This is a genomic window from Paenibacillus taiwanensis DSM 18679, from assembly GCF_000425125.1.
GTDB classification, from domain to species: domain Bacteria; phylum Bacillota; class Bacilli; order Paenibacillales; family Paenibacillaceae; genus Paenibacillus_B; species Paenibacillus_B taiwanensis.
On sequence record NZ_KE384307.1, the window covers coordinates 917,414 to 937,235 of the forward strand.

Consider the following 19,822-nt stretch of genomic DNA (forward strand, 5'->3'; position numbering starts at 1 on the left):
CTTGAATAATTTTGAAGACATTTGCAGAATTTGGCTTGGAAACGAAAGTTCTACAAGCAATCACAGAATTAGGGTTTGAAGAGTCGACTCCAATTCAGGAAAAAGCAATACCTATAGCGATGACCGGTAGTGATATGATTGGACAAGCGCAGACGGGTACAGGGAAAACGGCCGCCTTTGGTATTCCGCTTATCCAGAAGATTCAACCAGAAGAGAACCGTGTCGTTGCCTTGATTATGACACCAACACGTGAGCTTGCGATTCAAGTTGCTGAAGAAATTAGTAAATTGTCCCGCTTTAAAGGCATCCGCTCTTTGCCAATCTATGGCGGACAGGATATCGGACGTCAGATCCGTGCCCTGAAGAAAAATCCTCAAATCATTATCGGTACACCTGGTCGTCTTCTTGACCACATCAACCGTAAGACTATACGTCTTAATGATGTAAACACTGTAGTGTTGGATGAAGCAGATGAAATGCTGGACATGGGCTTCATGGAAGATATTACTTCCATCTTGAAGCTGGTACCAGACAATCGTCAAACGATGTTGTTCTCCGCAACAATGCCACCTAACATCCAGAAGTTGGCTAACACTTTCTTGACGAACCCAGAGCATGTGTCCGTTATGCCGAAGCAGATCAGTGCTCCGCTTATCGAGCAGTCTTATATTGAAGTTAACGAACGGAATAAGTTTGACGCATTAAGCCGTTTGCTTGATATGGAATCTCCTGAGCTTGCGATCGTATTCGGTCGTACGAAGCGTCGTGTTGATGAATTGGCAGAAGCATTACAAAAACGTGGCTACTCTGCTGACGGTCTCCATGGTGACTTGTCTCAGAACCAACGTGATGCGGTTATGCGTAAATTCCGTGATGGCAGCATTGATGTTCTAGTAGCGACAGATGTAGCTGCACGTGGACTTGATGTGTCTGGTGTTACTCACGTTATTAACTTTGACTTGCCGCAAGATCCAGAATCTTATGTTCACCGTATCGGCCGTACAGGTCGTGCTGGTAAAGAGGGCAGCGCATGGTCGTTTGTTACTCCGCGTGAGATCGATCATATGCACTTTATCGAGCGTGTTACACGTCATCGTATTTCCCGCAAGCCGATGCCTAGCTTGGCTGAAGCAATTGAAGGCAAGCAACGTATCGTTGGTGAGCGTTTGCTTGAAGTGCTTCAAGCTGGCGAGATTAACGAATACAAAGCAATTACAATCCAATTGCTTGAGCAATATGATTCCGTACAGCTTCTTTCAGCAGCGTTTAAGTTGTTGACAGGTGAGAAGAAGGACGTTCAAGTCCAATTAACACCAGAAGATCCGATTCGTGCAAAACGTCGCAAGCCAGATGTGCGTACGAGCGGTCGTAAAGTATCCGCTCCATACGGACGTGGACGCTCTAGCGCTCCGCGTGGTGACGGAGACCGTCGTCAAGGCAACAGTGGCGGTGGTGGTTACCGTGGTGGCTATGGCAGCCGCGATAACAACAACCGTGGTGGTTACGGTGGTGGTTCTGGTGGCAGCCGCGACAACGGTGGCCGCCGTGAGTGGAGTGACCGTGGTGGCGAACGCAGCAGTGATCGCAGCGGAAGCGGCGATCGTCGTCCGCGCCGTCCATATGAGAATCGTGAGCCACGTCGCACGCCTGACTCTGAATAATATTGCGTATGCAAAAGACAGTTCCTTTTGGAACTGTCTTTTTTGTTTGCTCAACAGCAGTACATCTATCCGCTATTGCGCATAAAGTACGTTAGGTACGTTCGGATGGCACCCGCCTCCCCCGACCATAGTCCAGAACGATTTACGTCTGAAGGTTGTGGGTGAAGTCATCTTTTTCATTTACAATTATAAAAAATGACGAATGACAAGTTGGTGGACGAACATTGGAGCAGAAACGTATTTATGTACTGTTAACAGATACAGGAACTTTGTTCTCGCAAGTAATAAAGATGTACACGAGGCATCCCTTAAATCATGCCTCCGTTGCCCTGGATGAGTCGTTAAATGAGGTATTCAGCTTTGGTCGTAAAGGCCCAGCTAATCCTTTTGTTGGCGGTTTTGTGCGTGAACGTGTTATAGGTGATCTGATTCGTGGAGAGTCGCGCCTGACGAGATGCGCATTGTATAGCTGTACGGTGAGTCCCGAGATGTACAATCGATTTCGCAGCCGGATTCAAGATATAGAACGAAATGAGCATCAATATAAATATAATTTGTTGGGCTTGCTAGGTATTGCTCTAAAAATTAGGATTGCACGCAAAAATGCTTATTTCTGCTCGCAATTTATTGCTTCGTTATTTCAGGAGTGCGGCTTGCGCTTAACGAGTAAAGAGGCTGAAATGGTTACTCCGGATGATTTTAGACATTGTCAGGCATTAAAGCTTGAATTTATTGGCGACTTAAAAGATGTGGTCAGCTCTTTAAATACGAATCGTAATCTTTTAGTATCAAATTTGGTATCGGCATAATCGGGGTCATTTTTGATTTAGCTTAATTGGTCAAAGGAGAAGGCGGGAAGCCTTCTCCTTTGAACTGCGACTTGAGAGGTGTGCCGCTTCGTTGATAAATTAGTACAAAATAGAACGGCTTATAATGACTAGTAAAATAAAGAGTACGAGGATAGAACCTGCGGAAGTAAACAAACCTCCACCACAACCGCCGCCATACCCGCCATAACCGACTTGACTCATATTGTAACCTCCTTGAAATCTGAACTGTTCTAACACGATACATCATATGGTGTAGACGTTTATTCGGCTTAGACCATAACCCAATTGTGTTAAATTAGGCACTGGCTTACACTTCATGTTTGTATTATAGTTAAAGGGACAGGATGTGTAGGAGGAGGAGTTTGTTTTGGAATATCGTGGGATAATGGGTGGGTTTTACCGCATATCCGAATGGATCATGCGATTCTCGGTTACGAACATATTGTGGTTGCTCTGTTCGTCTCCGTTTTTCTTTTTTTTGGTCACGAAGTTGTTAGTTATGCAGAGCAATTTGGCCAATGAATCTTTACAGATGAATTGGATGATGGGAATTGCGGCACCGTTTACATTGTTCCCGGCAACCGCTGCAATGTTCTCTGTGGCACGTAAATGGGTAATGGGGGACACGGATGTTAAGCTTGTAAAAACGTTCTTTAAGTCCTACAAAGACAATTACAAGCAAGCGATGATTGGTGGTTTCTTCTATACATTGTTGTTTGTTATTATGTATATTGACTATACAGTCTACATGACCCAGCTTCAGACACTGCAAGTCGTTGGTTTTGTTATGTTAGGTTTGTTGATTGTATTGTTTGTATCGTTGTTTAACTTCTTCTCGATGGTTTCACATTACCATATGAAGACGTTCCAAATATTAAAGAACAGCATCTTGCTGACGTTGTTCCGACCAGTAAGAGTGGTGTTAACTGCGGTAGTAAGTGGAATGCTGTTGTACTTTGGTATGAAGTGGCCAGTTATTTTTATTTTCTTCGCAGGGTCGATTATCGCCTATTACGCCTTCTTTAACTTCTACACAACGTACCAAAAGATGCAGGATCAACAAGATAAGCTAAACGCGAAGGACGAAGAGGAAACAACTGGCGAGGATACGATTAAAGAGGAATTGAAATAAATTCGACCTGGCCTTGGGTTTACTTTTGTCGAAAAGAACACTATAATAAAAGAACATCCTGCGATGTGCGTCACGGTTTTCGTTGTTTTGAACCAATGTTTGTTTCCCGGGAGTTCAATATTGAGTCGTTGCTGACAAGCTCTCTTGTTAGAGTAGTCAAAGGCGCCTTTGCGGACACCCACCTGCTAGAGCAGGTTCAGAAACATTAAAGCCGAACGGCATTAGCGGGTTACCTTTTAAGAAGCGCCTTCAATATGGACATTGTTCATGTTGGAGGCTTTTTTATACATATCACGTGACCATTTTGGTAATCGTGAGGTTTTGCACTTTCCTTCTATAGGCTTTCAATGATAAACTATACATAAGTGAGCAACGGCAGTCGAATAAAGGAGGAACACGCTTTTGTCACTCAAGAGAACTCTGGTAGGGATTGTTCGAAGCTTTGAATCGAGCAGTGACCGCGCCAAAGACCCGAAACTGAAAACGCATTATTACCAATTATCTAAAGACAAAGCTTGGGCAGAGGTTACATCTACGCTAAAGAAGATTCAAGGGTACAAGATACTGCATGAAGTTCCATCCGTAGGTGAAATTACGATGGAGAAGCGTACAGCTATGGGACGTGTGATGGATATTACCGTGTCCGTTATTTCGGTTAGTCCTGCCAAAACAGCAGTGGATGTTTATTCAGCTTCTCGTGGCGGTATGGGGGATCTGGGAGCTAATTATCGCGTTGTGCTGGACCTATTCGCGATTCTTGATAAGAAGATGTCTGCTAACGTTATAAAGGGCTAACATTCGGAAATAAGGCAAGCGAGAGGAGAGCCGAAACCCTTCTCTCGCTTTTGTATTGTGCATGCTTACAGGAGACCACGAACAGCTTCTAGTGCAGCTTCATAGTTCGGGTGCTCTGTCATTTCGCTTAAGTATTCAACATAAGTTACTTTGTTGTCTGCATCCAGTACGAAAATCGAACGCATATCAAGGCGAAGTTCCTTGATTAGAACGCCGTATGCAACACCAAAGTTATTGTCTTTATAATCGGACAACATTACAAGCTTGTCGACTCCAGCGGAGCCGCACCAGCGTGCTTGGGCCATTGGCAAGTCTGCGCTGACTGTCAATACAGCGACCTGCTCACCAAGGCTTGCTGCTTCTTCGTTAAAGCGGCGAGTTTGCATGTCACAAACGCCTGTGTCGATTGATGGTACAACGCTAATTAATTTGATCTTGCCAGCGAAATCTTTCAGACTTACTGTTTCCACTAACGATTTGTGAAGTTGGAAGTCTGGAGCTTGATCACCTGCTTGTAGTTGTGCGCCGAGTAGTGTAATTGGGTTGCCTTTAAGTGTGGCAACACCAGTGCGTTCTGTAGTCATTAACGGAAACCTCCTTGCGATAGGGGCTAATATTTGGTAAACCCCCTTTATTATAAGGGGTGACATCATACATTGTCCAATGTTACTGTGCTATCATTTGCACACACGAATGAGAACGATGTTAACGTAAAGGAGCTAAAAACGTTATGATCTTTATTCGCTATGAGAAATGGCGGACTTATGTGAAACAGTATCCAGTGACAACGCTCTTACTACTAGCGAACATAATCATGTTTATTGTGTTAGCGATTAGTGGTGGTTCGAAGGACGGAGAGACGCTGCTTCGTTTTGGAGCAATGTGGAAAGAAGAGCCGTACGTCCATGAAACGTGGCGTATGTTCACCTCGATGTTCCTTCATATCGGATTTGACCATTTATTGTTTAACATGTTTGCCCTGTACGTTTTTGCGCCTCCGATTGAACAGGCTCTTGGCAGCTTTAAGTATGCTGTTCTGTATCTCGCAAGTGGGGTTCTAGGGAGTGCGGTGAGCGTGTGGTTATCAGAATGGGGAACGCTGTCTGCAGGCGCGTCAGGCGCAATTTATGGTCTGTATGGTGCGTATTTCTTTATTGCTTTGTTTCAACGTTGGGCGCTTGATGAGGCATCACGTAAGACATTATATATTATTTTGGGCTTGGGCATTATTCAGTCGTTTTTGATGAGCAATGTCAGCTGGAGTGCGCACTTAGGCGGACTCGCTGCCGGATTTGTTGTGTACGGCTTGATGCGGTGGGTCCATCGCAAGTAAGATATTGTAAGGGAATTGACGTGCATCTCGAACAGTTGGATGCCAAAGTAGGAGCATAATACAGAACGGAGCGTTGAATTGTCGTGGAGCTTAGGCAGTTACACTACTTTGTTAAAGTAGCGCAAAAGGAACATGTCACACAGGCTGCAGAAGAGATGCATGTGGCACAATCCGCAGTAAGCCGCCAAATTCATCAGTTGGAAGAAGAGCTTGGCGTTAAATTATTTTTGCAGAAAGGTCGTAACCTCCAGCTGACGCCAGTAGGGCAATTGTTTCTGAAAAGAGCAGAAGTCATTCTGAAGGAGCTGGATCGGGCGGTACAGGAAGTTCAAGAATTTATGGACCCTGAATTAGGGGAAATTCGTATTGGCTTTCCGCACAGTCTGGGGGTTCACCTTATTCCTTCTGTCGTGGCGGCATTCCGCAAGCTTCATCCTAACGTGAAGTTTCGTTTTAAACAAGGGATGTATCCTTCATTGATTCGGGATATAGTTAGAGCAGAGGTTGATCTTGCGTTTATCTCTCCTTTTCCGGAAGATTGTGAGCAGGTTGACGGTGAAGTTGTGTTAACGGAGCAACTGTATGCAATCCTCCCTCCTACGCATCCACTAGCTGGGCAAGAAGAAATTCGTCTAGCGCAGCTTAAGGATGATACATTTGTACTGTTCAGTCAAGGTTATTCACTTCGTCCGCTCGTATGGGATGCTTGTATTAAGGCAGGCTTTACTCCCCATATCGGATTTGAAGGCGAAGAAACGGACACGATTCGTGGTTTGGTAGCAGCAGGAATGGGTGTCAGTTTGCTGCCTGATATGGCTTTAAAGCATATGACAGAGCTACAGCCGGTTGCAGTTCGGATTTCGGAACCTAAAGTGATGAGGACGATTGGACTTATTCGGCGAGTGGATGAGAAGCTTCCGCTTGTGGCAAAGACGTTTCATCGTTTTTTGCTGGAATACTTTAATGTACACAATCAACCATCATCCCATTAGTCATAACAAAACAGCATCATGTCGAACGGTGACCCACAAGAATCCACTTTGAAAAAGTGAACCTCTGGTGGGTCATTGTGTTTTGAGGTGTGTTTTGAAGTATATATAACGAAACAAGTAGAGTTTAATGTGGGAATCGCTTACACCTATCACCTTTGGGAAAGCATATATTTACAATTGATGATTAAGGAGTGAATAATTAAAATGCCACATCTACCATGTAACAACATGGAAATGTTCTATGAAAGAATGGGTATCGTGGGAAAGCTCCTCTTCTTATGGACGTAAAAACACCTTCAAGGTTAGTATCATATCTTACGACATGATATTAATGACTTGAAGGTGTAGTGTTGTAAGGGAACTTAATCCCTGTTGCTTGTAAAGATCATAATGTACTTAATAAGTTCAAGCAATGAGATGAGCGCTGCGGCAACATAGGTTAATGCTGCGGCATTTAACACTTTAGCGACGCCTCGTTCTTCTTCGTTAGTAATAAAACCTTCCGAAATCATCAACTCGCGAGCTCGATTGCTGGCATTAAACTCCACAGGCAGTGTAACGAGTTGGAACGCAACAGCTGCGGAGAAGAAAATAATTCCTACACCGACAAGGTTCATCGCATTAAACAAGAAACCTGCGATTAACAAAAACGGTGCAACTCCAGAAGCGAAGTTAACGACCGGAAACATCCGGTGACGCAGAACAAGCATCGGATAGGAGTGCTGATGCTGAATGGCATGCCCAACTTCGTGGCAGGCAACAGATACTGCTGAAATAGAGTTTTCGTAATATACGGGCTCCGACAAACGAACTACGCGATTGATCGGGTCATAGTGGTCTGTTAATGTGCCTTGAACAGGTTCAACAGGTACATCGTGTAATCCGTTAGAATCCAGCATTCGTCGTGCGGCGTCGTAACCCGTCATGCCACTCATAACACGTACTTCAGACCAGCGTGTAAATGTACCCTTTACCCGGAATTGGGCCCAGATGGATAGGCCAAACGCGATGAGAATCAAAAAATCCATAGGGTGAAAAAACATTGAGAAGCCTCCTTTGTGTCCCGTACATAAATAGTCGTTAAAGCAAATGCTGCTGCTTATCAAGCAAAGCAACCAATACCTCGATACATGCTGCGCTTTGAGGTCCAATTCGTTGGAATAAGGACTTTGCCTGCGTAGGCTTTAATTGTTCGAGCATTGGCTTCAATTCTTTGGCTTCACGTTCAACTTGCTGCAAGTGAACTTGCAAGTCAGTTAAACGCTTGGCAAGATCTGATTCGCTTGCAATCTGCTTAAGCTGCCTAAAGTATTCTTTGATTTCTTCTAAAGAATACTTTTCTTGCTTTAATTGATTAATACGATTGAGACGCTCTATCGTTTCGTAAGGATATAACCGATAATTGGTATCGGTGCGTGTAGCGGGTTGGATAAGTCCGATTGAAGTATAATAATCAATTGTACGTTGACTTACGGACGCGACCCGAGCTAGTTCGCCGATACGAAAAAGTTGCGTATCCCCATCGTTACCTCACCTCGATTCACTCTAGTGCCGTATGTAACCTTTCTGTTCTGGACGAGCTCGGATGTGTGTGCTACCGATCACGAATCCAAAATAAAACAAGAAAGATTCCAGTATAAACACGATAGTTCAAGTTGTAAATACTTCTCGGTAAATAATCTTACTATTATTCTATGATACTGCATAACAAACCATACAGTCAAACGTAATGGTTTTTATGTATGTCATATAACATGACATTAAATGCAGATAAAAGTTAAAAATATAAGCTTTAATCATAATTTAATTGCCAAAACTGACCTGTTTTGCTTATAATAATCATCAATAATACAGATGTATGTTAGTAATTATGACATAAAGGGCGATGCGGTATGTCTAATGGTCAAGATCTGTTGCAAGGAGAACAGTTAGCTAAGCCTTGGGTGGAGCGTATTATGCATAATCCATACACGTCTGCTGAGGAGCGGATTGAATGGTGGATACAGTTAAGGGCGGATTGGATGGCGTCCCCACTTGTTGCTGATTTTTCGACTTCAAAGTGCAACTTAACTACAGGTAACTATGTGGGTGCGTGGGAGATGCAACAAAATGAACGAAATGCGCACATTGAAAAGAAAGCTTTAATGGAGTCTAGTCGAATTGCAGCTTCAACAAGATATAAGATGGCGGCTAACATTGTAGACGCTTTTTATAAGGCTGGGGCTAGTCAAGTGGAAGCTTTGCTGAAGCAGGATGGATACGGTTCACCGCCTGCTGCCTACGCTTGCGTTATGTTTGGCAGTGGAGGACGTAGAGAGATGACGCCGTGGAGTGATCAGGACCACGGTTTGATTTGGGCGGATATACCCGCTGATCAACATACTCGTGCTGCTATCTATTTTGAACAGTGGGGGCGTGTATTTACACAACTGCTGACGCGTCTTGGATTTCCTCCTTGCTCGGGTAAAGTGTTGGCAAGCACAGCTGAATGGCGAGGTTCCATATCACAATGGCAGCAGCGTACAGAACGATGGACACAGCATCCGAATTGGGAAAACATGCGTTATTTTTCAATGTCGCTTGATATGAGAACGTGTGCTGGGGATACTTGGCTCGAGCAACAATGGCGGACCCATCTGCAACACATTTATGAGCAACGTAGCTTCTCATTAAACCAAGCGATCATAAGTAACTTGCTCCATAGCAAGCGAGCTCACAACAGCTTTGGGCAGTTCATTCGTGAACGATATGGGGCTTATGCAGGTCTTTTTGATATCAAATATCGTACTTATGTACCCTCTGCACAGCTGGCAAGAAGCAGTATGTGGCTAAGTGGTCGGCTAGATCGTGCGATGTCTACACGTGAGCGTCTGGATGCTGCAATTATGACAGCACACAGGCACGACGACGTATCCATAAAAGCTATTGTTAGCGAAGTCAATCAAGGGTGGGACGATGTATTGGAGAGTAGATGGCAGGCAGGTGGATATGAAGTAGATGGCTGTTGGAATTGCTCAGGTATGGTAGATCTCGCCATGCTGCTTCCGGCACAAAAGCGAGCGCTTAAAAGAAATTCATATGCGGTAACGAAGTGGCTTAAATATTTGGAGCGGAGGTATGCACATGAAAAATGATGAAAGAAGAGGTGGACCCGCTTGGCTCGAACGTCTGCGCGCGCGTACCGGCATGACAGGGGCGGCGCCATCTCCGAAATCGCATTCAAGCCATAAGCATGAGGCAGAAGTGATTCGCGCCGCGGCACAGCAAGAGCTGCACACTGCAGGGGCGAAACTCGCTTATGAACGTTCTATAGCTAAGCAGCAACGAGGCGCTGGCATAAAAGGACGTGCTCAACTGCTTGATATTCCACTATTAGAGCTGCCCGTTGCCGTAATTGATTTGGAGACGACAGGTTTTGAGCCCCATGCAGATGAAATTATTTCGTTTGGTGCGTGGCATATTAATGGGACTCAATGGGTGTCAGATGAGGCTGGTGCAGGGGCATTTTATACTGTTGTGAACCCAGGTATTCAGATTCCAGTCATCATCGAACAATTGACTGGGATCACAAATGCTGATGCAGGGAGTGCGGTGTCGGTCGGTGAAGGATTAACGAGATTTAGCAGTTTCGTTGATGGCCGCATGCTGATCGCTCATGCGAGTGGTCATGATAAAGCATTTCTAAGAGCGGCATTATGGCGTTACCATAAGCAGTCGTGGAAGTATCGAATGTTGGATACGATGTTGGTAGCCAAGTGGTTGTATCCACAGCAAAAACAGTTGGATTTAGACTCTTTAACTCATCTGCTTGGCATCGAAAACGAGAAACGGCATCATGCCTTGTATGATGCACAGGCTACAGGGGCATTATGGATACAATTTGTAGAACAAGCATTGGCACGGCGCGTGACTACGCTGCGCGAATTGTATATGTATCTTAGCCGCTATTAAGTAGTCTTTATGCTGGGACCAACTTTTCGTTCCTTGCTTCGTTAGCTCCGCAATCTTATACTTCGTAACAAGCATAGGTAGGATGTTCGTTACCATGCTGGAGGGACACGATCAATAGCCCACTAAAAAGACTTGATGATAAGGCAAGTCCTTGGATATCAGCTTGTGACAGGACAGGGGGAGCTGAGGGGTGTGAATGTACAAATAGGATGTCCCACTTCGATCTGGGATAACGATACACAAGGTCAATAAGCTGATGCTGCTCCAATTGAAACGTATGTGTCCGATTTGTTGCTGCATTTTGAAGCTTCACGTAGGTATGGTACACCAAGGGGGGATTGGCATGACTCCGCAGCAAGAGACCGCAGCATTCCTCAGGGGCGGCTGTTTGAGAATGATCCAGCAATTGCTGATGTGCGGGAGCGCTTAGTTGGACAGTAGCCGGCCGCATCATTAACCTCCTTTAGTCATCCTTCAACTACAATTAAATCATAGGTGTCCAAATGCAAGTCGTCAATCCATAGAGTCTGACATTGTTGCATGGGGGACAGCCTGCCTTGTTTGAAAGAAATCCTTACTTCCATATGAATGAAACCAATTGTTGTGAAACGGCCAAGACAGTCGTATTTCGATGTTAAAAAGGGTAAAATAATGATACGTAACCTGTTAACATGGAAAGGACATTGAGGATATGAGAAAAAGTACGGGCATATTGATTCTAACTGTTGTTCTAGTCGTGGTAGGTATAATAAACAATCGTGGTGTCGTGTTGGGTACTAACGATTCTGTTTCCGCGCAATCGGCAATGGTTTCAACTCAGGAATCACCTCGTATAGGATACATGGCGCCTAGTTTTAAATTGTCAAATTTAGAAGGAAATACAAATTACGAAGTGGGTGGGAAACGGAGTAAGCCTGTATTCATTAACTTCTGGGCATCCTGGTGTGGACCATGTAAAGCGGAGGCGCCTGATTTGGTGAAGTTATACGCCAAATACATGAAGCAACTGGACATGTATTCCGTAAATGTGACGACTAATGACTCGTTAGCAGATGCAAAAGGGTTTGTAGATGAATTCAGTCTTATAAATCCCATTTTAACAGATGCTAAAGGTGAAGTGTTTAAGAAATATAACGGGATTGCATTTCCCACAAATATTCTCGTTGACCGTAATGGTGTAGTTCGTGAAATATTTGTTGGGATGAGACCTGTGAGCGAGATGGAAAAGGCAATAAAGAAAGTCATTGAGGATCAACAATGAGAAACGAAACAAATAACACCGCCTCGGCAGGAAGTATGCGCTGGAGGCGGTGTTGTTTGTATGAGAGACATTAGTGGTTCACTATGCCATGATGTTCTTTGCGTTCAGAGCTGGTGGAAAGCTTCTCTTTGCCGATTAAAGCATAACGAATACTGTCAACAAGGGCTTCCCAACTTGCTTCGATCACATTGGAAGATACTCCCACTGTGCTCCATGTATGAACAAAGTCAGTAGATTCAATCAACACTCGCACTTTGGCTGCTGTGGTGTCGTTTTCGTCCAGTACACGCACTTTGTAGTCTGTTAAGTGCATTTCATGTATAAATGGGTAATGGCGCTCTAACGCCTTACGCAGAGCGTTATCTAGCGCGTTGACGGGGCCGTTGCCTTCAGCCGCCATATATATCGTCTCGTCGTCAATTGTTAACTTGACGATAGCCTCAGAGCCTACCGAGCTGTCCTGAGACTTCTCGTTAATAATCTTAAATGATTCAAATTTGAATGCCTCTTGCTCAACGCCAGTTGCTTGCCTAAGCAGCAGTTCCAATGAGGCGTCAGCACCTTCGAATTGATATCCCTGATGCTCAAGAACTTTAATACGCTCCATAATTAAGCGTGTGTCCGGATTCGTGGCATCAAGTTCATAGCCGAGCTGTTGTGCTTTGGATAAGACGTTGCTCTGTCCTGCCAGTTCCGACATCAGCACGCGCTGCGTGTTGCCTACAAGCTCTGGCTGAATATGCTCGTAGGTGCGAGGGTCCTTCAAGATGGCGGATACATGGATACCGCCTTTGTGAGCAAAAGCAGCATTGCCAACATAAGGTTGGTTAACAGGCATATGAACATTTGCAATTTCACTAACGTAACGAGCCACGCTAGTTAGCTCGCGTAGATTGTTTGCAGGCAAACAATCATATCCCATCTTCAACTGTAAGGTCGGGATGATCGAGCACAGATTAGCATTGCCACATCTTTCACCGTAGCCATTGATTGTGCCCTGAACCTGCTGTGCTCCTGCTGTAATGGCAGCTAACGCATTTGCGACAGCTAATTCACAGTCGTTGTGCGTATGGATGCCAAGCTTTACCTGTACAGTTTCAGAGACAACACGCACAATGTCAGAAATCTCATGCGGTAATGTGCCACCGTTCGTATCACACATAACAAGCCAATCGACACCTGCCTGCTCGGCCTGCTTCAGCACAGCGAGCGCATACTCAGGATTGTGTTTGTAGCCATCAAAAAAATGCTCAGCATCAAGCATTACTTCAAGGCCTGCCTGCTTTAAATAGGCGATGGAGTCCGCAATCATAGCTAGATTCTCATCTAGTGTCGTCTGCAAAGCAGTGTGTACGTGGAAATCCCATGACTTTCCAACGAGAGTTGCCGCAGGAACTTGCGCTTCGATAATCCGGTTTAGGCCGGTGTCTTGTTCTGCTCGCGACTCTTTCCGTCTTGTGCTGCCAAAGGCTGTTAGCTTGGCCTGCCAGCTATAAGATTGCACACGCTTGAAAAACTCTATATCTTTGCCGTTGCTGCCTGGAATTCCGCCTTCAATATACGGAACGCCAAGGGCATCGAGTTTACGTGCGATCTTAATTTTGTCGTCAGCTGAGAGACTAATGCCTTCGCCTTGTGTACCATCCCGAAGGGTCGTGTCGAATATGGCGATAGATTTGGACATGCGATAAACCTCCTTCAGTTCGTGCGAGGATAAACCGGATACAATTATTTTCCTATTATAGCATTCGATTTAAGATTGTATAGAGCGATCTTGCTTTTGGAATAAGTTTATTTCATTAACGCGATCATACGATGTCGTATTAAGAGGCCAAATGATGTTTATTTCAGCAAAAGAGATGCACATCAATCGTATAATCCGATAAAATAAAAATGAAAGCATGAATGAGCAGGGAAGGTGGTGAATGAGATGAGTGCTGGCAAAGAAGATCAACATCAAGATGTTCGTCAATATTATCCGACTAAAGGCCGTGTCATAATACATCTGGATATGAATGCCTTTTATTGTTCTGTCCATGAAGCGGAAGATCCAGATACGTATAAAGGGAAGCCGACGGCCGTTGCAGGCAGCATTGAACTAAGAAAAGGGATAATTGTGACCTGTTCTTATGCAGCACGAGGTCTTGGAATACGAACCGGTATGACGGTCAGGCAAGCAGAGCGAATTTGCCCGCAGCTTATACTCATTCAACCAGACTTTCACTTATATCGCCGTTACTCTCGAGCTTTTCTGGAAATTGCTAATTCATACACTCCGCTTGTCGAAGCCGTATCGATTGATGAATGTTATATGGATATAACCGGTTCTAAATCATTTGGTACACCTCAACAGATTGCAACGGAACTTCAACAGCGAATTCGAGAAGAGCTTAACATTCCATGTTCGATCGGCATAGCTCCCAATAAGCTGCTTGCCAAGATGGCCTCGGATATGAAGAAGCCAAATGGTATTACTGTGCTGCGTATTCGTGAAGTACCAAAGCTGCTATGGTCGCTGCCATGTCATGAATTGTTTGGCATTGGGCGGAAGACTGCGGATAAGTTGCTCAAGATGGGGATTCGTACAATTGGAGAACTAGCCAATGCAGACATTGAACGGCTTCACCAGACTTTTGGTGTATATGGGGATGCAATGAGGCTTGCGGCAAATGGACTGGATTATTCCCTAGTTAAGTCTGAGCGGGAGCAGAGCAAATCAATTGGTCATACGACGACGCTGCCGCAAGATATTGAATCGGAAGAAGAGGTACGGAGGGTACTGCTTAATCTCGCTGATCAAGTGACGAGGCGCATGCGCAAGCAGGCGCTGATGGCGCACACAATCCAGCTAACGATACGTAATCCAGACATGAAGACAATTACTCGATCAGTTACGATCAGTGTCCCTTCAGATGATACGAGTAGATTTATGGAAGAAGCGTGGCGGCTTTATGAGAAGCACTGGAACAAGGGAGATCCTATCCGCTTGCTTGGCATTACGGGGCAAAGCTTGGTTTCCAAAGAAGAAGCGGCCGTGCAATTGGATTTATTTGAATATGAACAGCAGCCAAAGAAGGATAAATTAAATGAAACTATGGACAAAATAAGGGATAAGTTCGGTGAAAGCGCGCTTATAACGTTAGGGATGGTAGGAGAAGACCCCTCATCACTTCTGCGCAACCATCGCCGACGGGGCACGTCGTTGCAAACTGATTTTTTAAGGGACTGGGAGCAAGGTGACAAAAGATCATAAGAGAACTTAAAACAACATCGTCTCATCGTCTATGTATAGTCCCGCAATGGTGTCACTTTTATCTGCAGCGGCGATGCTGTTGGTAAGTAGGCTACAGGGGCGCTAAAGCTATATGTACTCTAGCATTTATGTTGGATAATACTTGGAAATCGTTTGAATTTCACCCCTGTTTGTATTATATTGATTACGGAGGAATCAAGAAGATCTGTACTGATAACAGGAGGGAACTAACCAATGGCGAAATACACTTGGGTTGATAAAGACACATGCATTGCATGTGGCGCATGCGGAGCTACAGCTCCGGACATCTATGATTACGATGATGAGGGATTAGCAGAAGTTATTTTCAATGGAGATAACAATCAAGGGATTACAGACATTCCGGAAGACTTGTTTGATGATCTGCAAGATGCCGCTGACGGATGTCCTACAGACTCCATCAGAATTGCGGATGCGCCTTTTAACTAATCTGCTATTCATAAGAGGATAACATTTAGAGAGAGAACAACCAACCAAAACCCCGCCTAGGCGGGGTTTTTACATTTTACCCGGATAATCGTCAGAATGTGCATCATCAAATTGCACAAAGTACCTTTTCACTTTACAATGAATATTACAAATGTTGAATAAAGCGAAGTAAGCGTTCCTGAGAGGCATGATCATATACTTACTAATTAAGCAAGCGAAAGGAATTGCGGATGCGTAAGAAAGCGTTTCCTATTATTGTAGTGACCACGATAACGATCGTGCTGAGCTTGTCGATGACCTTGATGGGACACGGCGGCTTGTTTCGAATGGGTGAAAATTTTGTTCGAGATATACTCCTGCTCAAAACAGAGCAGGAACGCTCACCCAATGACCGTATTAAGTTAATTACAATCGATGATTATTCCATGCAACAGTTCGGTGCGTATCCGTGGCCACGGTCTGTATATGCACAATTGATTGAGCAGTTGATGAATGCAGGCGCCAAATCGGTATTGTTGGATTTACTGATGCTAGACCCCTCTGCTGACTTGTCTGATGATGAAGAGCTAGCTGCCACGATAAACAAGTGGCCACGGGTGTATGTTCCCTTACAGGTCAATTTTCCGCCGCTTCAGGATTATGCGAATCGGATGAACATTACTAGAATTGATAGACCGGCAGCTACACTGCGTGTTAATCCGAAGCAGGTAGGACATGCGAATGTCATGCCAGATAAAGACGGTGTGATTCGCAAGTTGACGATAGGGCTCCCCGATGAGTCAGGACAATGGATTCCTTCTATTGATGTATTGTTGGCTAATGAGATGCTTCCCGCTGATCAGCGCATTGAATGGCAGGAAAGCAGCCAGAGCTGGAAGCGTGGTGGAGTAGATATCCCGACAGAGGGATGGAACCAGGTAACGGTAGACTTTTATTCATCCGCTTATGACGATAAATCAACGGTTATACAAGGATATGACCGACAATCCTTTGCGGATGTGCTGTTTGGTAACATTGAACCGGAATATTACAAAGATTGTATCGTAATTATCGGACCGTCCTCCAGATCTTTAGGGGATATGCATATGACCCCGATTAGCCGCTCTATACCTCTGCATGGGCTAGAAGTACATGCCAATATGATCCAGTCCTTAGTAGAAGGACATTTTTATAAAGAAATCCCAACGGCCGCGGCATTTTTGGTCCTTTTTGTAGCCGTTATACTTGCCTATGCAAGCGGTCATATGCTACGGGGAATTCGTGGACTAGGCATGATCATTTTACTTATTGGCGCATATGTTGTGTTTGGTTATGTATGCTTCCAATGGCAATCCGTCTATATCCCGTTTTTGTATGGTTGGATAGGTATGATTTTGGGCTACATGATCGCTGCGGGCAAACGAAGTGAAGAGGAACGAAGGGGAAGAAAGCATGTCACGCATTTGTTTGGTCGTTATGTTTCTCCGCAAGTAGTCAAACAGCTGTTGGAATCCGAAGTGCCCATTAAACCAGGTGGCAATCGCATGGACGTTACGGTGATGTTTATCGATATGAGAGGGTTCACACCGCTGTCAGAGCAGCTTCCACCAGAGCAGACGATAGCTATTTTGAATGAGTATTTACATTTATGTACAGATACTATATTTCGATTTGAAGGTACGTTAGATAAGTTTCTTGGCGATGGTGTCATGGCTATATTCGGGGCGCCTTATCGTATGGAGCAGCACGCGGAACGGGCCGCTAAAGCAGCAGCGGAGCTGCTTGTTCATGCATTTGAGCTGCAAGAAAAGTTAGAGCGTGAGTCAGGGATTATCGTTCGTTTTGGCGTAGGACTTGAAAGCGGTGAAGCTGTAGTGGGGAATGTAGGCTCTGAAAAGCTGCGCATGGATTACACAGCCATCGGGGACACGGTAAATATTGCGGCAAGGCTGGAGTCAAAGGCTGGACCTGGGCAAGTGCTGATCGGCCCCAATGCTGCGAGTCGTATAGCGGATTCTTTTCCATTGCGGACAATTGGTCCGATGACGCTAAAAGGCAAGTCAGAGCCTGTGATGGTGTTTGAGCTACAGTTGGAGGAACATCTGAAAAAGCGGCTATAAATGCGTGCGCGTGATCTTGAACAATGATCCATCACAGCCGATAAATAAGTAAGGAGGCGTATACGAATGAAACGAAGTGCGTGTATCGTGTTGTCCTTTTTAATGTTGTTTGCTGCCTGTTGTGGCGGAGCAGGCATACAAACAACTGCCGCAGCAGCTAAGTTAGTTCGTGCAGCAGTTGTCACCGAATGGAAAGGTAAAGTTCTAGTTGAGAAGGTCGGGGGCAAGAAGCCTCTTCAAGTGTTTAAGAAGATGAGCATTAATCAAGGGGATCGGATTACGACGGGTGCCAAGTCCAAAGTTGTGCTGCAACTAGCAGGAGGGACGGAGAAGGACGTCGTAACGATTGGTGAAAATTCAGACGTCAGCTTTACGGAGCTTAAAAAAGATAAAGGGGTTGTGACCCGGATTAGCGTCTGGGCAGGATCGGCCTGGTTAAAGGTCAAATCGATTACAGGTGCTGATGACCGCTTTGAGTTGGAGACACCAACCACTGTTATGGCGGTGCGTGGAACGCAGTTTGGTGTTTACGTCCATCCAATGGCAGGTTGGTCGCGCCTTACGGTGTCAGCAGGTGTCGTAAGGGTGTATTATCCGTACGGGGCTGATGATGACGGGATAAAGGCAAATGAAGTATCCGGTGCGGAGCAACATACGGCTAATGCTACTGCCCCTGCCTCGTGGACGAAAGCAGGGTATTCGCTGCTTACGCTAGGAAAGCAGGATATTTATCCGGCCCAGTCCAGTACATTTATTCCAGTCGGCGGTGGCAAGACGGGTATGCTGGCACTTCAAAGCTACGCGGATACTAGTGGAGCGGCTCCTTTGGACACGGCAATTGTTCGTGCAATGGCAGAAGGATACGCTGATGCGCAAGCAGAGAATAAGGCTATGCTCGATGAGTGGAGTCGTGGCTGCCTGAATGGCGGAGGAGAGTCGATATGCTCTTCCTTATACAGCTACAGTCAATTGGGCACCTCAGGCGAAAGTAAAAATGCTGCCTTGTCTGCTGAAGCAATCAAGGCTGTAAGCGAAAGAGCAATACATAATGTGCGATCGTACCTGGATATAGTGCTGTCGATGTCTGTACGTGCAGGAATCATAACAGAGAAAGAGGCAGTAAGTTGGCGGCAGCAGGGTGGAGTTTTGCAGCAAGAAGGCACAAGTTCCGGGGAGGAACGGCTTCATTTGTCTGCTGACGAAATCAAGCAAACAGCTTATGTTACAAAGCGTCTGGTGCAGACACTCCCTGCGATAGAATTATCGGGCGAAATGCGTGATTTGAAGGATAAGTTAATGAAAGAAGTGCAGCTGCGGGAATCTGCACAAAAGAAGTTAGATAAAGAAGCAGCTCAACAACTTGTAACAAGCTATCTTGAACAACTGACCGCTAAAGAGCGCGAGCAATTTAACGAGCGGAAAAATGAGTCTCGTACTGAGCTATGCGAGAATGCGGGTCAAATGCTGAACTGCGAAACTGATGAGGATCATTTGATTGGTGGCGGGGGAGCAGTCGGCGGGAATGGCGGTGGAACGGTTACACCTCCACCCGAGACGACTCATGTATTAGAACTGAAAAGCGACAGCGCTGCTTTACAAGCTGGAAAGGCTGTGCAGGTACACGCAGTCTTAAAAAGATTCCAAGTGAGCCCACTTGTAGGTTCGTTTGAGTTGGCGATCGCAGTCGAAGGTGGTCAGCTTGATACGAAGCTGCTTGAAGCTCAATCGACGATGTATCGCCACGGCGTCAATGGCAAGTTTAAAATTGCTTATAATGCGGATCAATATGTGAGTAGTGATGCGATCGACCAATGGAGCAGCACAGGGAATGTATTTTATTATCAACTAGTAAGAACGAAGTCTGGTGCTGCTCAACTCGCAAGCGATGATGTGTTGATCAGTTTACCTTACGTAGCACAAGCCGGCAAGGAGATGAAGCTGACGATTAAGCAGCTTAAAATGTATGATGCCGAAGGTAAGGTGATAACGGCGTCAGTTGCGCAGAAGCCGCTTATTATACCGATTGTGCCTTAATTGGTTTATGAAC

General features: G+C 45.2%; 19 protein-coding genes and 1 other RNA gene. 14 read left to right on the top strand and 6 right to left on the bottom strand.

The genetic code is table 11. From position 1 onward, the window contains the following. The first annotated feature begins 11 nt into the window (after nucleotides 1-11). Both cshA and H509_RS0118155 read left to right on the top strand, forming a co-directional pair. Nucleotides 12-1,661: a degradosome RNA helicase CshA gene (cshA, locus tag H509_RS25825; RefSeq protein WP_036697735.1), complete on the top strand. Its 1,650-nt coding sequence runs from the start codon at nucleotides 12-14 to the stop codon at nucleotides 1,659-1,661. Between the two features lie 224 nt (nucleotides 1,662-1,885). Next, nucleotides 1,886-2,470 (top strand): hypothetical protein, encoded by a 585-nt coding sequence (locus tag H509_RS0118155; RefSeq protein WP_028546339.1) that lies wholly within the window; start codon nucleotides 1,886-1,888, stop codon nucleotides 2,468-2,470. Nucleotides 2,471-2,569: 99 nt separating this feature from the next. Here the strand turns inward: H509_RS0118155 and H509_RS28215 are convergent, their stop codons facing one another. Beyond that, nucleotides 2,570-2,692 (bottom strand): YjcZ family sporulation protein, encoded by a 123-nt coding sequence (locus tag H509_RS28215; RefSeq protein WP_211234349.1) that lies wholly within the window; start codon nucleotides 2,690-2,692, stop codon nucleotides 2,570-2,572. Between the two features lie 166 nt (nucleotides 2,693-2,858). Here H509_RS28215 and H509_RS0118165 point away from each other — a divergent pair, with 166 nt between their 5' ends. The 3 genes from H509_RS0118165 to H509_RS0118170 all read left to right on the top strand — a co-directional run bounded on the left by H509_RS0118165 (nucleotide 2,859) and on the right by H509_RS0118170 (nucleotide 4,418). Further along, nucleotides 2,859-3,623, top strand: a complete 765-nt coding sequence (locus H509_RS0118165; protein ID WP_028546340.1) for a YesL family protein — start codon at nucleotides 2,859-2,861, stop codon at nucleotides 3,621-3,623. Nucleotides 3,624-3,675: 52 nt separating this feature from the next. After that, nucleotides 3,676-3,858, top strand: a non-coding RNA gene (gene ssrS, locus H509_RS27295) — 6S RNA. Between the two features lie 167 nt (nucleotides 3,859-4,025). Beyond that, on the top strand, nucleotides 4,026-4,418 hold the full coding sequence (locus H509_RS0118170) for a DUF1499 domain-containing protein (protein ID WP_028546341.1): 393 nt from the start codon (nucleotides 4,026-4,028) through the stop codon (nucleotides 4,416-4,418). Nucleotides 4,419-4,483: 65 nt separating this feature from the next. On the opposite strand, the gene tpx is transcribed toward H509_RS0118170, so the two are convergent. After that, nucleotides 4,484-5,002 (bottom strand): thiol peroxidase, encoded by a 519-nt coding sequence (tpx, locus tag H509_RS0118175; RefSeq protein WP_028546342.1) that lies wholly within the window; start codon nucleotides 5,000-5,002, stop codon nucleotides 4,484-4,486. 146 nt (nucleotides 5,003-5,148) lie between these two features. Between tpx and H509_RS0118180 the strand changes: the two genes are divergently transcribed. Both H509_RS0118180 and gltC read left to right on the top strand, forming a co-directional pair. Beyond that, entirely contained in the window at nucleotides 5,149-5,751 is a 603-nt protein-coding gene (locus H509_RS0118180) for a rhomboid family intramembrane serine protease (protein ID WP_028546343.1), read from the top strand. 83 nt (nucleotides 5,752-5,834) lie between these two features. Next, a complete protein-coding gene (gene gltC / locus H509_RS0118185) occupies nucleotides 5,835-6,743 on the top strand; it encodes a glutamate biosynthesis transcriptional regulator GltC (RefSeq protein WP_028546344.1) in 909 nt (302 codons plus the stop codon). Between the two features lie 362 nt (nucleotides 6,744-7,105). Here the strand turns inward: gltC and H509_RS0118190 are convergent, their stop codons facing one another. Continuing rightward, nucleotides 7,106-7,786 (bottom strand): zinc metallopeptidase, encoded by a 681-nt coding sequence (locus H509_RS0118190; protein WP_028546345.1) that lies wholly within the window; start codon nucleotides 7,784-7,786, stop codon nucleotides 7,106-7,108. 37 nt (nucleotides 7,787-7,823) lie between these two features. Continuing rightward, nucleotides 7,824-8,243, bottom strand: a complete 420-nt coding sequence (locus H509_RS0118195) for a MerR family transcriptional regulator (RefSeq protein ID WP_028546346.1) — start codon at nucleotides 8,241-8,243, stop codon at nucleotides 7,824-7,826. Nucleotides 8,244-8,635: 392 nt separating this feature from the next. Between H509_RS0118195 and H509_RS26875 the strand changes: the two genes are divergently transcribed. Both H509_RS26875 and H509_RS25835 read left to right on the top strand, forming a co-directional pair. Beyond that, entirely contained in the window at nucleotides 8,636-9,877 is a 1,242-nt protein-coding gene (locus H509_RS26875) for a DUF294 nucleotidyltransferase-like domain-containing protein (RefSeq protein WP_051287322.1), read from the top strand. Beyond that, entirely contained in the window at nucleotides 9,867-10,694 is an 828-nt protein-coding gene (locus tag H509_RS25835) for an exonuclease domain-containing protein (protein WP_051287323.1), read from the top strand. Before H509_RS26875 ends, H509_RS25835 begins: the two co-directional genes overlap by 11 nt. Before the next feature lie 55 nt (nucleotides 10,695-10,749). On the opposite strand, the gene H509_RS0118210 is transcribed toward H509_RS25835, so the two are convergent. Continuing rightward, the gene (locus H509_RS0118210) at nucleotides 10,750-11,145 is read right to left on the bottom strand and encodes a M67 family metallopeptidase (protein WP_028546347.1); all 396 of its coding nucleotides are present in this window, start codon (nucleotides 11,143-11,145) and stop codon (nucleotides 10,750-10,752) included. A gap of 240 nt (nucleotides 11,146-11,385) precedes the next feature. Between H509_RS0118210 and H509_RS0118215 the strand changes: the two genes are divergently transcribed. After that, complete coding sequence (locus tag H509_RS0118215; RefSeq protein WP_028546348.1) at nucleotides 11,386-11,955, top strand: TlpA family protein disulfide reductase; 570 nt, start codon at nucleotides 11,386-11,388, stop codon at nucleotides 11,953-11,955. 70 nt (nucleotides 11,956-12,025) lie between these two features. Here the strand turns inward: H509_RS0118215 and cimA are convergent, their stop codons facing one another. Continuing rightward, nucleotides 12,026-13,639, bottom strand: coding sequence for a citramalate synthase (cimA, locus tag H509_RS0118220; protein ID WP_028546349.1), 1,614 nt, complete (start codon nucleotides 13,637-13,639; stop codon nucleotides 12,026-12,028). A gap of 246 nt (nucleotides 13,640-13,885) precedes the next feature. Here cimA and H509_RS0118225 point away from each other — a divergent pair, with 246 nt between their 5' ends. The 4 genes from H509_RS0118225 (at nucleotide 13,886) to H509_RS25840 (ending at nucleotide 19,809) form a co-directional block, all read left to right on the top strand. Further along, on the top strand, nucleotides 13,886-15,208 hold the full coding sequence (locus H509_RS0118225) for a DNA polymerase IV (protein WP_028546350.1): 1,323 nt from the start codon (nucleotides 13,886-13,888) through the stop codon (nucleotides 15,206-15,208). A gap of 234 nt (nucleotides 15,209-15,442) precedes the next feature. Further along, complete coding sequence (locus H509_RS0118230) at nucleotides 15,443-15,676, top strand: ferredoxin (protein ID WP_028546351.1); 234 nt, start codon at nucleotides 15,443-15,445, stop codon at nucleotides 15,674-15,676. A 230-nt stretch (nucleotides 15,677-15,906) separates the two neighbouring features. Further along, the gene (locus H509_RS0118235; protein WP_028546352.1) at nucleotides 15,907-17,775 is read left to right on the top strand and encodes a CHASE2 domain-containing protein; all 1,869 of its coding nucleotides are present in this window, start codon (nucleotides 15,907-15,909) and stop codon (nucleotides 17,773-17,775) included. Nucleotides 17,776-17,841: 66 nt separating this feature from the next. Beyond that, nucleotides 17,842-19,809 (top strand): FecR family protein, encoded by a 1,968-nt coding sequence (locus H509_RS25840; protein WP_051287325.1) that lies wholly within the window; start codon nucleotides 17,842-17,844, stop codon nucleotides 19,807-19,809. Nucleotides 19,810-19,822: the final 13 nt, after the last annotated feature.